Annotated in this window: 7 protein-coding genes; all 7 read left to right on the forward strand. The window is 71.7% G+C overall.

What is annotated here, in order from left to right; translation table 11 throughout:
• Nucleotides 1–5: 5 nt before the first annotated feature.
• The 7 genes from ACFV88_RS18945 (at nt 6) to ACFV88_RS18975 (ending at nt 15,537) form a co-directional block, all read left to right on the forward strand.
• Nucleotides 6–7,493 (forward strand): amino acid adenylation domain-containing protein, encoded by a 7,488-nt coding sequence (locus ACFV88_RS18945; RefSeq protein ID WP_385492616.1) that lies wholly within the window; start codon nt 6–8, stop codon nt 7,491–7,493.
• Nucleotides 7,494–7,519: 26 nt separating this feature from the next.
• Nucleotides 7,520–10,699, forward strand: coding sequence for an amino acid adenylation domain-containing protein (locus ACFV88_RS18950; protein ID WP_385492618.1), 3,180 nt, complete (start codon nt 7,520–7,522; stop codon nt 10,697–10,699).
• The gene (locus ACFV88_RS18955; RefSeq protein ID WP_385492619.1) at nt 10,696–11,874 is read left to right on the forward strand and encodes an acyl-CoA dehydrogenase family protein; all 1,179 of its coding nucleotides are present in this window, start codon (nt 10,696–10,698) and stop codon (nt 11,872–11,874) included. The genes ACFV88_RS18950 and ACFV88_RS18955 overlap by 4 nt, the downstream gene beginning before the upstream one ends.
• A complete protein-coding gene (locus ACFV88_RS18960) occupies nt 11,867–12,601 on the forward strand; it encodes a thioesterase II family protein (RefSeq protein WP_385492621.1) in 735 nt (244 codons plus the stop codon). Before ACFV88_RS18955 ends, ACFV88_RS18960 begins: the two co-directional genes overlap by 8 nt.
• A gap of 161 nt (nt 12,602–12,762) precedes the next feature.
• Nucleotides 12,763–12,954, forward strand: a complete 192-nt coding sequence (locus ACFV88_RS18965) for a hypothetical protein (protein WP_385492623.1) — start codon at nt 12,763–12,765, stop codon at nt 12,952–12,954.
• Between the two features lie 109 nt (nt 12,955–13,063).
• On the forward strand, nt 13,064–14,830 hold the full coding sequence (locus ACFV88_RS18970) for a phosphatidylglycerol lysyltransferase domain-containing protein (RefSeq protein ID WP_385492625.1): 1,767 nt from the start codon (nt 13,064–13,066) through the stop codon (nt 14,828–14,830).
• Entirely contained in the window at nt 14,827–15,537 is a 711-nt protein-coding gene (locus ACFV88_RS18975) for a hypothetical protein (protein ID WP_385492628.1), read from the forward strand. Before ACFV88_RS18970 ends, ACFV88_RS18975 begins: the two co-directional genes overlap by 4 nt.
• Nucleotides 15,538–15,565 lie beyond the last annotated feature (28 nt).

A 15,565-nucleotide genomic window follows, 5' to 3' on the forward strand; every position in this document is an offset into this window, starting at 1 on the left:
TTCCGGTGACATCCGCAGTCCCCGTCTCGGGTGCTCAATACGACGGCGCTGTCGTCGACATCGCCGTCGTCGGGATGGCGGGCCGGTTCCCCGGCGCCCCTGACCTCGACGCCTACTGGCACAACCTGCGCTCCGGCGTGGAGTCGATCGAACTCCTGACCGAGGATGAGCTACGGGCCGAGGGGCTCAGCCAGGACCTCATCAGCGGGCCCGACTACGTACCGGTCGCGCCGACGCTCGAAGGGATCGCCCTCTTCGACGCCAGGTTCTTCGGCTTCACGGCACGGGAGGCGGCGCTGCTCGACCCGCAGCAGCGGCTCTTCCTGGAGAGCGCGTGGCACGCGATGGAACACGCCGGGATCGACCCCGCCCGGTCCGGTACCGCCGGGGTGTTCGCCGGCGGGAACATGCCCGCGTACCTGATGTCCAACCTGCTCGGCGGCGATCGGATCGTGCTCGACTCGACGATGTTCGAGTTGCAGATCCACAACGACAAGGACTACCTGGCCAGCCGGACCGCCTACAAGCTCGGGCTCACCGGACCCGCGGTGAACGTGCAGACGGCGTGCTCCACCTCACTGGTGGCGGTGCACCAGGCCGCCGCGGCGCTGCGCTCCGGCAGCTGTGAGCTCGCCCTCGCCGGTGGCGTCTGCGTCCGGGTGCCGCACCGCGTCGGATACCGCTACGAGCAGGGCCTGATCTACTCGCCGGACGGGCACTGCCGTCCCTTCGACGCCGACGGAGCGGGCACGGTCTTCGGCAACGGGGTCGGCGTGGTGGTGCTCAAGCGGCTGACCGAAGCCCAGCGCGACGGTGACCGGGTGCTCGCCGTGCTCAAGGGCTCCGCGGTGAACAACGACGGCGGGGACAAGGTGGGTTACACCGCGCCGAGCGTGCGCGGACAGGAAGCGGTGGTCGCCGAAGCGATCGCCGACAGCGGGGTGCCCGCCCGCTCGATCACCGCGGTCGAGGCGCACGGCACGGGCACCCGTGTCGGTGACCCCATCGAGATCACGGCACTCACCCGGGCGTTCGGCAGGCAGACCGCGGACACGCAGTTCTGCGCCGTCGGCTCGGTCAAGTCGAACATCGGCCACCTGGAGTCGGCGGCGGGCATCGCCAGCTTCATCAAGGCCGTGCTCCAGCTCCAGCACCGCACCCTGGTGCCCAGCCTGCACTTCCAGCAGCCCAACCCGCGCATCGACTTCCCGTCCACTCCGTTCTTCGTCAACACGGAACTGCGCGAGTGGCCGAACGGACCGTTCCCCCGCCGCATCGGGGTGAGCTCGTTCGGCATCGGCGGCACCAATGCGCACGTGGTGCTGGAACAAGCGCCGGAACCGGCCCCCACCGCGCCCTGGGACCGACCGCAGCTGGTGGTCCTCTCGGCGAAGACCCCGGCCGCGCTGGACGCACTCAGCGGGGCGGTCGCGCAGCGCCTCGCCGAACTGCCGCAACGCCCGCTGACCGACGTCGCGCACACCCTCCAGACCGGTCGCGGGGCGATGCGCTACCGCAAGGCGGTGCTGGCCGCCGACACCGCCGAAGCGGCGGCACTGCTGTCCGGGGCGGAGCCGGGCCGGGTGCGCAGCGCGGACGCGGGCCTCGCCCCGGCGAAGGTGGTGTTCCTCTTCCCCGGGCAGGGCGCCCAGTACCCCGGGATGAGCCGGGGCCTGTACGAGAACGAGCCGGTGTTCGCCGAGGCGATGGACGAATGCGCCCGCCTGCTGGACGAGCCCCTCGGCATCGACCTGCGCACCGTGCTCTACCCGAGCGACCCCGCCGAGGACGGACTGACCCACACCACGCTCGCCCAGCCGGCCCTGTTCGCCACCGAGTACGCGCTGGCCCAACTGCTGCTGTCCTGGGGCGTCGAACCGGACGTCATGGTGGGGCACAGCATCGGTGAGTTCACCGCGGCCTGCCTGTCCGGGGTGCTGTCCCTGGCGGACGCCACGCGCTTGGTCGCCCTGCGCGGCAAGCTCATGCAGGACCAGCCGACGGGAGCCATGGTCTCGGTCGCCGCCGCCGCTGCGGACGTCGAGCGACTGCTGCCGCCCGGGGTGTCCATCGCGGCCGTCAACGCGCCCTCGCTGTGCGTGGCCTCCGGGCCGCACGAGGCGGTGGCCCGGCTCTGCGAACGGCTCGCCGCCCGGGAGGTCACCGTCCGCCCGCTGCACACCTCGCACGCCTTCCACTCCGCGATGATGGACCCCGTGGTGGAGCCGTTCACCCGCGCCGTGGCCGAGTCCGTGCTCGTCCCACCCGGCCGGCCGTTCGTCTCCTGCGTCACCGGGGAACCCCTCACCACCGAGTTGGCCACGGACCCGCGCTACTGGGGCACGCACATGCGTCGCCCCGTGCTCTTCGCCGACGCGGTGCGCACCGCGGTCGGCGACCGACCCGCCGTGCTCGTGGAGGTGGGGCCCGGCAACACGCTGAGCACCCTGGCCCGGGCCGGCGCTCAGGACGACCGCCCCCGGTCGGCCGCGGTCACCACGATGCGCAGGCCGGACGAGTCCGCCGAGGACGGGCAGGTGCTGCGCACCGCCGTCGGCGACATCTGGCTGTTCGGCGGCGCCGTGGACTGGCGCGCCCTGCACGAGGGCCGGCGCAACCGGGTGGAGCTGCCCGGATACCCGTTCCAGCGCGATCGGTACTGGATCGAGCCGCGCGGCACGAGCACGTCCGCCACGGCGGACATCGGCGCGCAGATCGCCGAGCACGAGGAGCCCGAGGCGGAGCAGCCCACGCGGGCGGCCCGGCCGAGCACCCTGGTGACCGGTTACGTGGAGCCGGCGGACGAGCTGGAGCACACCATCGCCGGGGTCTGGGAGGAACTGTTCGGCATCGCGCCGATCGGGACCCGGGACAACTTCTTCGAACTCGGGGGCCACTCGCTGCTGGCCACCCAGGTGCTCAACCGACTCCAGGCCACGGCCGGGGTCACGGTGCCGTTGAGCAAGCTGCTGGCCACGCCCACCATCGGCGGACTCGCCGAGCAGTTGCGCGAGGCCGGCGCGACCGAGGTCGACGACCGGTTGACCGCGGTGGTCCCGCAGCCGGAGCGACGCTTCGAACCGTTCCCGCTCACCGAGATGCAGCAGGCGCAGTGGATCGGTCGACTGTCCAGCTTCGACATGGGCGGTGTCGCCCCGCACCTGTACTTCGAGTTCGACAGCCGCACCATCGAGGTCACCCGGCTGGAAGCCGCCTGGCAGCGGGTGGTGCAGCGACACGACATGCTGCGCATGGTCGTCCTCCCCGACGGCCGGCAACGCGTCCTGCCGGACACCACGCCCTACCGGTTCGAGGTGCTCGACCTGCGCGGCGCGCAGGCCGCGGAGGCCGAACGGGAACTCGCCGCGATCCGCGACCGGATGGGCACCGAAGTGCGTCGCGCCGACGTCTGGCCGCTGTGGGAGGTCAGGGTCAGCCTGCTCCCGGACCACCTCGTCCGCGTGCACATCAGCTTCGACCTGCTGGTCGCCGACGTGTCCTCGTTCTTCTACCAGCTCCTGCCCGAGTGGCGGGAGTTCTACCACGAGCCCGAACTGGACCCCTCGCCGCTGACCCTGTCCTTCCGCGACTACGTGCTCGCGGAGGAGGAACTGCGACGGACCCCGCGTTACGCACGCGCACTGGAGTACTGGCGCAAGCGGGTCCGTGAACTGCCCTCCGCACCCGAACTGCCCACGGTGCAGGCCACCGGCACCGGGGAACGACTGGCGTTCGTGCGCAGGCACGCCCGGCTGGACGCCGAGGTGTGGGGCCGGATCAAGGCCAGGGCGGGCGAGTTCGGCGTCACCGCGTCCAGTGCCATGCTCGCCGCGTTCGCCGTCACCATCGGCACCTGGAGCAAGAGCCAGCGGTTCACCCTGAACTTCACGGCCGTGAACCGGTTGCCGGTGCACGAGGAAGTCGATTCCCTGGTGGGCGAGTTCGCCTCCTTCGACCTGCTGGAGGTGGACGCGGTGTCGGCGGGCGACTTCGCCGAGCTGGTCCGCGAGCTGCAACGGCAGAGCTGGGACGACTTCGAGCACCGCTACGTCAGCGGCGTGCGCATCCTGCGCGAACGGGCCAGGGCGCGCGGGGGCGCCGGCGACGTCATGCCGGTCGTGTTCACCAGCGCACTGGGCAGCGATGTCGACGGCAAGCCCGCGCCGTCCCCCGTGGACTGGCTCGGCGAGCAGAACTACTTCATCTCGCAGACGCCTCAGGTGACGATCGACCACTTCCTGCTGGAGTTCGGGGGCAATCTGGAGCTGGCCTGGCACGCCGTCGACGGCTTGTTCCCCGAAGGGCTGATGGCCGAGATGTTCCAGGCCTACCAGGACTTCGTGGTGGGCTTGGCCGAGACCGACGGCTGGCACCGGGCCCCGGTGCTCGACCTGCCGCCCTCGCAGCTCGCACCGAGGGCCGCGGCCAACGACACGGACGGCGAGCTCCCGAGCGATGTGCTGCCCGCCCGGGTGCTGGCCCGGTCCCGCTCCACCGAGCCGGCGGTGATCACCGAGGACCGCGTCCTCGACTTCGCCGAACTCACCGAGCGCGCCGTGGCGTTGGCCGGAACGCTGACCGCGGCCGGGTTCGGACCGGGGAGCGTGGTCGGCATCGGCCTGGCCAAGGGGTGGCGCCAGATCGTGGCGGCCCTGGGAGCCTCCGCGGCGGGCTGCACCTATGTGCCGCTGGACCCCGACCTGCCTCAGGCCCGGCGTCGCTGGCTGGTCGAACAGGCCGGCATCGGGTGCGTGCTGTCCGAACCGGGGACGGCCGCGCACTGGCCGAACGCGCCGCAGGTGTTGCCGGTGTCCGAGGACGCCGAGGGGTCTCCGGCGGACGCGGCGCAGTGGATCTGTCCGGCCCGACCCGAGGACACCGCCTACGTCATCTACACCTCCGGCTCCACCGGAACGCCCAAGGGGGTGGCGGTCAGCCACCAGGCCGCGCTGAACACCCTGGTGGACATCGAGGAACGCTTCGGCGTACAGCCGGGCGACCGCGTCCTGGGGCTGTCCGCGCTCAACTTCGACCTCTCGGTGTTCGACGTGTTCGGGATGCTCGCGGCCGGCGGGGCCATCGTGCTTCCGGACGCAGCGGACCGCCGCAACCCGGCCCGCTGGGCCGAGCTGTGCCAGCAACACGGGGTCACCGTGTGGAACTCGGTACCCGCCCTGATGCAGATGCTGGTGGAGCACGTCGAGGCGGCGGGCGACCCGACTCCGGTCTCCTCGCTGCGGCTGGCGCTGCTCAGCGGGGACTGGATCCCGCTGTCCCTGCCGGACCGGTTGCGGGCGGTGGTGCCCTCGACCGAAGTGATCAGCCTCGGCGGTGCCACCGAAGCCGCGGTGTGGTCGATCGCCCACCCGATCGGTGCGGTCTCCCCCGACTGGCCGTCCATCCCCTACGGGCGCCCCCTGCGCAATCAGCGCTTCCACGTCCTCAACGACCGCATGCGGCACGCACCGGTGTGGGTGCCGGGACACCTCTACATCGCCGGGGCGGGGCTGGCCGAGGGCTACTGGCACGACGAGCAGCGCACCGCCGAGTCGTTCCTGGTGCACCCGGAGACGGGGGAGCGGCTGTACCGCACCGGCGACCTCGGTCGGTACCTGCCCGACGGCACCATCGAGTTCCTGGGCCGCGACGACTTCCAGGTCAAGGTCGGCGGCTACCGGATCGAGCTGGGGGAGATCGAGCACGGGCTCGCCCAGCACCCGCAGGTCGTCAACGCGGTGGTGTCCGCACTCGGGCCCCGTACCCAGCAACGGCTGGTCGCGCACGTCGTGCCGACCGCCTCGGACGACCAGGTCGAAGGGGACTTCGCCGACCGGTTGCGGGCCCACCTCGCCCTGTCGCTGCCCTCCTACATGATCCCGTCCGACTTCGTGCTCATCGACGAGATGCCGCTGAGCAGCAACGGGAAGGTCGACCGCTCGGCCCTGCCCGATCCGCAGCGCGCGGGCAGCGGCGAAACGGCGGAAACGGCGGAAGGGGCGGAACACGCCGGGGCGCTGAGCACGCTGCTGACCCTGGCGGCCGATCTGCTCGGGGTGGACCAGCCCGGGGGGCGGGACAACTTCTTCGAACTGGGCGGCGACTCCATCATGGGCGTCCAGTTCGTCGGCCGGGCGAACGCCGAGGGCATCGCCATCAACCCGCAGGACCTGTTCGAGAGCACGACCTTCCTCGAACTGGCGCGGGCCGTCCCCGTCGAGACGGGCATCGAGGGCGCGGGCCCGGCCGTGGCGCTCACCCCGCACCAGGCACTGGCGAGCGCCCAGGTGGGTTCGGTGATACTGGAGGTGCCGGACGCCTTCGACCCGGTGCTGGCCGGGCGGGCGCTGGGCGCGCTGCTCCACCGCCATCCGGCCCTGCGCACTCGGGTGCGGGCCGAGGACGGGCGCGCCTTCGCGGTGCAGCCCGAACGGGCCGAGGACCCCGAGACGCCCGAGGTGCCCGAGATCGACCTCAGTGCCCTGCCCGAGCAGGTGCGGGCCGACGCGCTGCCGCAGATGCTCGGCGAGATGACCGAGGAACTCGACATCGGGGCCGGGCCGACCGTCAAGCTCGCGGTGTTCCGGCTGGGCGAGCAGGGCAGCGCGCTGGCCTGCACGGTGGCCCAGGGGCTGATCGACGACGCCTCCGTGATCCTCTTCTGCCGGGAACTGATCCAGGCGTACCAGCGGCTGGCCGCCGATCAGTCGGTGGTGTGGAGCGCGGGCGCGGGTTCGCTCCCGGCGTGGAACCGTGGCCTGCGCCGGGACCTGGTGCATCCGGCCGGGCTCGCCGAGGCCCCCGGCACCCCGCCGGCGCTGCCCCGACAGCACACGGTCGAGCTGACTGCCGCGCGCACCGCGGACCTGCTCTCCGCCGCGGCGGCCAGCTACCACCTGGACCCGACCGAGGTACTGGCGGCGGCCGCGTCCGCCGCGCTGGGCCGAGTGCTGCCCGAACCGCCGCAGCTGCTGGTGGAGCGTTCGCTGCGGGCCGACCTGGCCGGCAGCGAGGAACCCGCCGGCCGGCTGGTGGGTCGGGTGACCGAACTACGGACCGTGGAGCCGGTGGCGGCCGGCATCGCGCCGAGCCAGTTCCTGCCCGCGGTGAAGGCCCAGCTCCGGGCCCCGGAACCGCACCCGGTCCGCGGGACGACCCTCGCCGTGCGGGAACCGGTGACCTGGGACCGCGTCGACGGCGCGATCACGGTGGCGGCGGACTTCGCCGGAGTGGCCGGACTCGCCGGATGGCACGACCGGACGGTCGGACAGCTGAGCACGGCCGTGGTGGACGGAGCCCTGCGCATCCGCTGGCAGCTCGACGGGTCCGTGACCGAGGCCGAACAGGACCGCCTGACCGCCGCGTTCGACGCGGTGCTGGAGGAGATCGCTGCGCACTGCCGCGGAGCGGGGGAGGGCTCCTACGAACCGTCCGACTTCCCCCTGGCCGGTCTGTCCGAAGACGAGCTCGACGAATTCCTCAATGAACTGCGGTGACGTGTGACGAAGCGGACGGGACAGCGATGACTGACAACGGCGCGACCCAGCGACCTGTCCGCGATATCGCGGACATCTACGAACTCTCCCCGATCCAACAGGGCCTGCTCTACGAGCAGCTCGCCCAGCCCGGCCTGGGCATCTACGTGGAACAGCTGCGGCTGGAGTTCTCCGGGACGATGCACCCCGAGCACTTCGAACGGGCCTGGCAACTGGTGGTCGACCGGCATCCGATCCTGCGCAGTTCCTTCCACTGGCGCAAGAACGGCACCGTGATGCAGGTCGTCCACGGCACGGCCCGACTCCCCCTGGAAACACTGGACTGGCGCGGACTCGACGACCGGAAGCAGGAGGACCGGCTGGAGGCGTCCCTCGCCGCGGAGCGGGCGGCCGGATTCGATCTGACCGACGTGCCCCTGATGCGCAGCACGTTGATCCGGCGCGGTGCCGAACGGTGGACGTTCTCCTGGCGGTTCTCGCACCTGTTGATGGACGGCTGGTCGTTCACGCTGGCCATCCAGGACTTCATCGACCACTACCGGCTGCTGCGCCGGGGCGGGCGGCCGACCACCTCCCCGGGGCGGCCGTACCGCGACTACCTGTCCTGGTGGCACGACCGGGACAGCACGGCGGCACAGGAGTTCTGGCGCAGGGAACTGGCCCACTACCGGCCGGTCGAGCAGGTGCACCTGGGAGGGATCGAGGTGCCCGCGGGGGAGTCCACCCACGCCCACTTCGAGCAGCTGCTGACCGATCTGGCCCCCCGGCTGACCATCCTGGCCCGGGCGGAACAGCTGACCCTCGCCACGCTGGCCCAGGGCGCCTGGTTCATCGTGCTGGGCCGGTTCCTCGGTCGCACCGACCTCGCCTGCGGGATCACCATGGCACACCGGCCCCCCGACCTGGTCGGCTCCACGGACATCCTGGGCCCGATGATCGCCACGCTACCGCTGCGCCGGAAGCTGGACCCCGCGATGGTGCTGCGGTCCTGGCTGCGGGAGTTCGGCAAGCACGTCGTCGAGGCGAGCCAGCACAGCGCCGTGCCCTTGCCCGAGATGCAGTCGTTGCTCGGCCTGGACACCGCGGTGCCGATCCTCCAGAGCAGCGTCTCCTACGAGAACGTGCCGATGCCGGACTTCGACCTCGCCGACGTCGGAGCGGAGATGACCGGGCTGGCCTACGACGGCAGGCCGCACTTCCCGATCACCATGGTGATCATGCCGGGCGACGACATGCCGCTGCGGGTCGTCTACGACCGCAGGAGGGTGGCCGACGACGTCGCGAAGCGTTTCGCCGACGAGGTCGTCTCGGTGCTGACGCAGATCATCGGGCGTCCGGAGGTGACCTTGGGGGAGCTGTCCTTCCTGAGCACCCCACGGCCCGAAATCACCCCGCTCGTCCAGCCGGCGGACGCCTGCCTGCACGAAACGTTCCGGCGGCACGCGGCTGCTCGCCCCGACGCGGTCGCCGTGCGCTGCGAGAAGCAGACACTCACCTACCGGGAGCTGGACGAGTACTCCGACCGCATCGCCGCCACGTTGGCCGAGCGCTGTCCGGGCGTGACCCGCGTGGGTCTGAGCCTGCCCCGCTCCGTCGATCTGGTCGCGGCCATGATCGGCGTGTTCAAGGCCGGTGCCGCCTACGTTCCCCTGGACCAGGACTACCCGCCGAGCAGGCTGGCCGACGTCCTCGCCGACTCCGCCGCGGAACTGGTGCTCACCGACGGCGCGCCGAACGGGCCGCTCGCCACCGGCGACGCGGCCGTGGTCACCCTCGCGGAGGTGGCCGAGCAGCCGGCCGCCGGCGAACCGCCGGCGGCCACCGACCCCGACGCGGCGGCCTACCTGCTCTACACCTCGGGCTCGACCGGCCGGCCGAAGGGCGTGCCGATCACCCACCGCCATGTGCAGAGCCTGCTGGCCGCGGGCCGTGAAGCCTTCGGCTTCGCCGCTCAGGACGTGTGGACCTTCGCGCACTCCTTCGCCTTCGACTACTCGGTGTGGGAGATCTGGGGGGCACTGGGCAACGGCGCCGAGCTGGTCGTGGTGCCGCGGGAGACCGGACGCGATCCGCGCGCCCTGGCCCGCCTGATCGCCGCGGAACGGGTGACGGTGCTCAGCGAGACCCCCTCGCTGTTCGAACACCTGGTGCCCGAGCTGGCCGGCGACACGACGCTGCGCAAGGTGTTCCTCGGCGGCGACCGGCTGGACCCCGCGATCCTGCGGCCCTGGTTCGCCGCTTTCGGCGACCGGGACGTCGAGTTGTACAACCTCTACGGGGTGACCGAGGCCACCGTCGTGTCCACCTACCACCTGGTGCGCCCGGAGGACGTGCGCACCGACCAGCCGATCCCGATCGGTCGTGCGCTGCCCAACCAGCGGGTGTACCTGCTCGACGAGCACGACCGCCCGGTCCCGGTGGGCGCCACCGGTCAGTTGTGCGTGGCCGGACACGCGGTCGCCTCGGGGTACCACGCCCGGGACCCGCTCACCGCGCAGCGCTTCGGAGTCGACCCGTTGGTCGGCTCGCCCTCCGCCCCCGTCCCCCTGTACCGCACCGGCGACCTCGCCACCGGCACCTCGCAGGGCGAGTACCGGTTCCTGGGGCGGGCGGACTCACAGGTCAAGGTGCGGGGGTTCCGCGTCGAACTGGGCGACATCGAAGCCGCGCTGAGGGAGGCCCCGGGCACCAGGTCGGCGACGGTGGCCGTCCACGGCACCGGAGGCGCGAAGCGGATCGTCGGTTACGTCGTCCCCGAGGAACCCGACCCGGCGCTCGCTGTCGAACCCCGGCTCGCCGAACCGGTGCGGGACTTCGTTCGCGCCCGGCTGCCCGAACACATGGTGCCGGTCGCCGTGTACCTGATCGACCGGATCCCCACCACCCCCGGCGGCAAGGTGGACCTCGCCGCCCTGCCCGCACCGGACGACGTGACGGCAGGTCAGTTCATCGCCCCGAGGACCGAGACCGAACACCTGCTCGCCAGGCTGCTGTCCGAGGTGCTTCAGGTGCCGAAGGTGGGCGCGGGCGACGCACTGGGCGAGCTGGGCCTGCACTCGATCGGCGCCATGCAACTGACCGCCCGGCTGCGCAGCGAACACACGCTCGACCTCGCACTGAGCGAGCTGCTGGCCGCCCGCACGGTGGCCGAGCTGGCGGGTGCGCTGGACGCCGTGCGCCCGGTGGCGGCAGGGGAGGCACGGTGAGCGCGACACCGCAACGGCCCGCACCTGCGGAGCGCCACGACAGTCCGGAGAACCGGGAGTGGCGGGCGCGGGTCCGGCAGTTCGCCGAGGAGAAGATCGGCCCCCTCTCCGCCAAGATGGACAGGACGGCCAGCCTGGACGCCACGCTCCGCGCGGAGCTGTTCGCGGCGGGTCTGATGTCGGTGGAGATCCCGCGCGGCTACGGCGGCACCGGTGGCACCCTCTGCCAACTGGTCCTCACCATCGAGGAGGTGGCCCGGGTGGACCCCGGGATCGCCGTCGGGGTCCACGTCCACAACGTGCTCGTCGCCGGATCGCTGCTGCGGCACGCCACGGGCGATCAGCGCAGGAAGTACCTCCCGCTGCTGGCCACCGGGAAGATCGGGGCCTTCGCCCTGTCCGAGGAGCAGGCCGGCAGTGACGCGTTCGCCCTGACCACGGTCGCCCGGGAGGACGACGGGGGGTACCTGCTCCACGGCCGCAAGCGGTGGACCAGCAATGCGCGCAACGCCGATCTGCTGCTGACCTTCGCCCTCCTCGACGACGGCGGACCCACGGCGTTCGTGGTACCCGCCGATGCCCCCGGGGTGTCCATGGAGAACCGGGTGGAACAGATGGGGGTGAGGGCGGCGGCCACCTCGGACGTGGTCTTCGACGGAACCCCGGTCCGTGCCGCCCAGCGCATCGGCCCGCCCGGCGGCGGCCAGACGGTGGCCATGGGCGGACTGGACCTGGGGCGGCTCGGCATCGCCGCCCAGATGATCGGCCTCGCCCAGGGGGCGCTGGACGTGGCGGTCGGCTACAGCCGGTCCCGCGTGCAGTTCGGCAACCGCATTGCGGACTACCAGGGCGTCCAGTTCCCGTTGGCCGACGTGGCCAGTCAGCTGGCCGCGGCGCGGGCGCTGTTGTACGAGACGGTCGGCCTCTTCCAACGGGACGCCGACCCGGTCGAGCGGATCCGGGGCACCGCCATGGCGAAGTACACCGCGTCCCAGGTGGCGGAGCGGGCTGCCTCGGTGGCCGTGGAGACCCTGGGCGGGAACGGGTTCACCGATGCCTATCCGGTGGAGCGGTTCTACCGGGACGCCAAGGCGGGGAAGATCTACGAGGGTACGTCCAACGTGCTGCTCCGCACCATCGCTTCGATCATGATCGGGGTGAGCCCGGGTGACTGACCGGCTGCGCCTGCTCTGCTTCTCCTACGCCGGCGGCAACGCCCAGACGTACGTCCGCTGGCGGCGGCCGTTGGGTGAGGGCGTAGAGGTGTGCCCCATGCAGTTGCCCGGCCACGGCGAGCGGATCGGCGAACGGCCCGAGCACCGCTGGGACGCACTGCTGGACGACGTCCGGACGAGGCTGGCGACCCTGGCGGACCGGCCGATCGCCCTGTTCGGACACAGCCTCGGGGCACTGCTCGCCTTCGAGAGCGCCCGGATGCTGGTGGCCGACTACGGCGTCCAGCCGGTCAGGTTGCTGGTGTCGGGCCACCGGGCACCCCAGCTGCCGATGCGCGAGGAGGTACTGCACCACCTGCCGGACGCGGAGTTCCTGGCGAAGCTCAGCGAACGCTCGCGCACCTTGCGCGCACTGACCGATCCCGGGTTCCGCAAGCTGCTGCTGCCGATCCTGCGGGCCGACTTCACCGCGTCGGAGACCTACGCCTTCACGCAAGGACCACCGTTGACCTGCCCCGTCACCGCACTCGGCGGCGAGGAGGACCGGGACGCCGAGCTGGCGGAACTCGCCGGATGGCGCCAGCACACCACCGGCGGCTTCGAGTTGCTCGCCTTCCCGGGGGACCACTTCTTCGTCGACGACGCATGGGAGACGGTGGTGGCCGCGGTCGGTGACCGACTGCGACCGCGCACCGGGGCCGCGGGAGCCGGCCGGCCGCGCGGCTGAACGTAGAGCGGCGGGGGCCGGCCCGGTGTGTCAGGCACCGGGCCCCCCCCCCCCCCCCACGCCCGCTCGCAAAAACCCCGCTCACCCAGGTGTGTCAGGCACCGGGCCGGCCCCCGACCCCGTCAGACCCGTGGTCGGTCCGCGTTCTGCCGGTACTGCTGTTGGGAGAGCCGAACGAGGTGTTCACCCCGAGCACGTTGGCCGAGGTCTTCGGACTCCACGCGGACGTGCTGACCGACCCGCGCACCGGTCTGCCGATCGTCGTACCGGTGAGTTCCGCCTCCGTTCCGAGCGGAGGCCGACCCCACGGAGCCGCCGGTGTCGTCCGTGCCCGCGCGGCGCGGAACGCGTGATCCGCAACCGGGCCCGCTCCGGCCAGCGGTGCCGGGGCCGAAGTAGTCCACCCGTTCACCACGCCGTTCCAGCGGGTTCCCGCGTTCCGTTCCTTCTAGGCTCGCTCGTATGGGGCGCGTTCATCCGAGTCCGCGTCGAAGCGTCGGTCTCAGTCAGTGGCGGCGACGTTCGTACGCGTTCGCGGTCTGGTACCTGCGTGCGGTCGCGTTCATCGACCTTCTCAGCGCCGTGTGGATCTCTTTCGGGAACGACATCAGACGGCACAACGACGACGAGTTCTTCACGCCCTACCTGGTCACCCCCGGGTTCTTCTCCGGCTCCTTCGTCCTGTTCCTGGCGATCACCATGCGGCGTCGCAAACGGGCCGCGTGGATTCTCAATCTCGCGCTGAGCGGCCCGGCGCTGGTGCTGAGCGCTGTGGCCCTCGGATTGCCGGTGTACCGCCAGCACGCCCAGAACTGGATCGCGGCCCTGGTGACGGCCCTCTTCGTCACCGCCCTGCTCGCCGGCCGGCGCGAGTTCTACGCGAAGGGCGACCGCTCCAATCCGAAACTGGCGACGGCCATCGCGGTGGGCGGGTTGGCCGTGGGGTCGCTGCTCGCCGCCGCCATGGTCACGGTGACCAACACCGACCCCGACCCCGGACGCTCCGACTTCCTGGAGCGTTGGCACTACGGTCTGCTCCGCATGCTCTCCCTCGCCTACGACGACATCCACTTCGAGGGCATCACCACCCCCGGTTGGGCCGAGGTGCTCATCAACCTGATGAGCACGGCGCTGATCCTGCTGGTCCTCTACGCGGCGTTCAGGTCCCGTCGAGCCGTCGACCCGCTCACCGAGGACGACGAAGTGCGCCTGCGCGCACTGCTGGAGCAGCACGGGGACCGCGACTCCCTCGGCTACTTCTCCTTGCGCCGGGACAAGAGCGTCATCTGGTCGCCGACGAACAAGTCCGCCGTCACCTATCGAGTGGTCGGTGGGGTGTCGCTCGCCTCTGGCGATCCGATCGGCGACCCGGAGGCATGGCCGGGGGCGATCGACCGCTGGCTCGCCCAGGCCCGCGAGCACGGCTGGACCCCGTCCGTCATCGGGGCGAGTCAGGAGGGCGGCACCGTCTACGTCCGACACGGGCTCAACGCCCTCGAGCTGGGCGACGAGGCGATCGTCGACATCGGCGAGTTCACCCTTGAGGGGCGCGCCATGCGTAACGTCCGCCAAGCGCACCACCGGATCGAACGCGCCGGCTACACCGTCGGCGTCGCCCGGCACGGGGACCTCCCCCCGCACGAGATGGACCGGCTGATCGAGCTGGCCGACGACTGGCGCGGCGGGGACACCGAACGCGGCTTCTCCATGGCGCTGGGCAGACTCGGCGATCCCGGGGACGGCCGGTGCGTGATGCTGGTCTGTCACGACGCCGACGGGCTGCCGCGTGCGCTGCTGAGCTTCGTCCCCTGGGGCGCCGACGGGCTCTCCCTGGACCTGATGCGACGTGACCACGACGCGGACAACGGCCTGTTCGAGTTCATGGTGCTGGAACTGATCCGGCGCGCCGGCGACCTCGGCATCAGCCAGCTGTCGCTGAACTTCGCGATGTTCCGCGCGGTCTTCGAACGCGGTTCGCGACTCGGCGCGGGACCGGTACTGCGGCTGTGGCGCTCGTTGCTGACCTTCTTCTCCCGCTGGTGGCAGATCGAGTCGCTGTACCGTGCCAACGCCAAGTACCGACCCATCTGGGAGCCCCGGTTCCTGCTCTACGGCCAGAGCACCGACCTGCTGCGGATCGGAGTGGCGAGCGCCCGCGCCGAGGGATTCCTGGAAGCACCCGGACCACCGAAGTGGCTGCACCGTGCGCACCTGGGGAGCCGCCGTTGAACCGGGCGGCCTCGTTCGCCCGACGGGAGTGGGGACCGTTCTACGAGGCCGTGCGGAACGCGCTGGTCGTCCAGGGGTGGCGGGCGATCCCGCTGACGCTCGTCTCGATGGCCCTCATCGTGCTCTTCGACGCCGTGCAGAACCAGGAGTGGGGTCACGGCTTCGTCCAGGACATCGGGTTCGTCCGTGCGGCGGACCCGATGTGGCTCGCCCTGCTCCGCACCCCGGCCTCGCTCTTCGTGCCCGCACTCAGCCTGCCCACGTGGGGTGCGCTGGCGCAGGTGCTGCTGGTGTTCGGCACCGCGGAGATCGTCCTGGGTCGACCGCGAACCCTCGTGGTCGCCTACGTCTGCACCCTCGCGGGGACCTTGTACGCGCGGTTCGGGGTCGCCGTCGGCCCCGACGGCCTGCTCGGACTGTCCGCCGTGGACGCGCAGGTCGTCGACACCGGGCCCTCGGCGGCGGTCACGGGACTCGCGATCTGCGTGTGCATGAGCCTGCGGGCGTGGTTCACCGCGGTGCTGGTGGTGGTGGCGATGGCCGTCGAAGTGGTGGTGAAGACCAACCTGGCGGGCAGGGAGCACTTCGTGGCGATCGTGACGGCGTTGGTGCTCTGCGCACTGACGGCCCTGCTGCGTCGGCGTGCGTCCGCCCATGGTGCGGACGGCGGCGCGGGCCGGTCCGCAGTGCCACCGCCCGGAACCTGAGCCCCGCCGCCGGCCGCCGCCCCGCCCG

The sequence above is a fragment of the Streptomyces sp. NPDC059816 genome, assembly GCF_042732055.1.
Taxonomy (GTDB): domain Bacteria; phylum Actinomycetota; class Actinomycetes; order Streptomycetales; family Streptomycetaceae; genus Streptomyces.

Coding starts and splice junctions, on each gene's coding strand:
- ACFV88_RS18950 (WP_385492618.1), top strand. CDS start 7,520: ATGACTGACAACGGCGCGACCCAGCGACCTGTCCGCGATATCGCGGAC.
- ACFV88_RS18970 (WP_385492625.1), top strand. CDS start 13,064: ATGGGGCGCGTTCATCCGAGTCCGCGTCGAAGCGTCGGTCTCAGTCAG.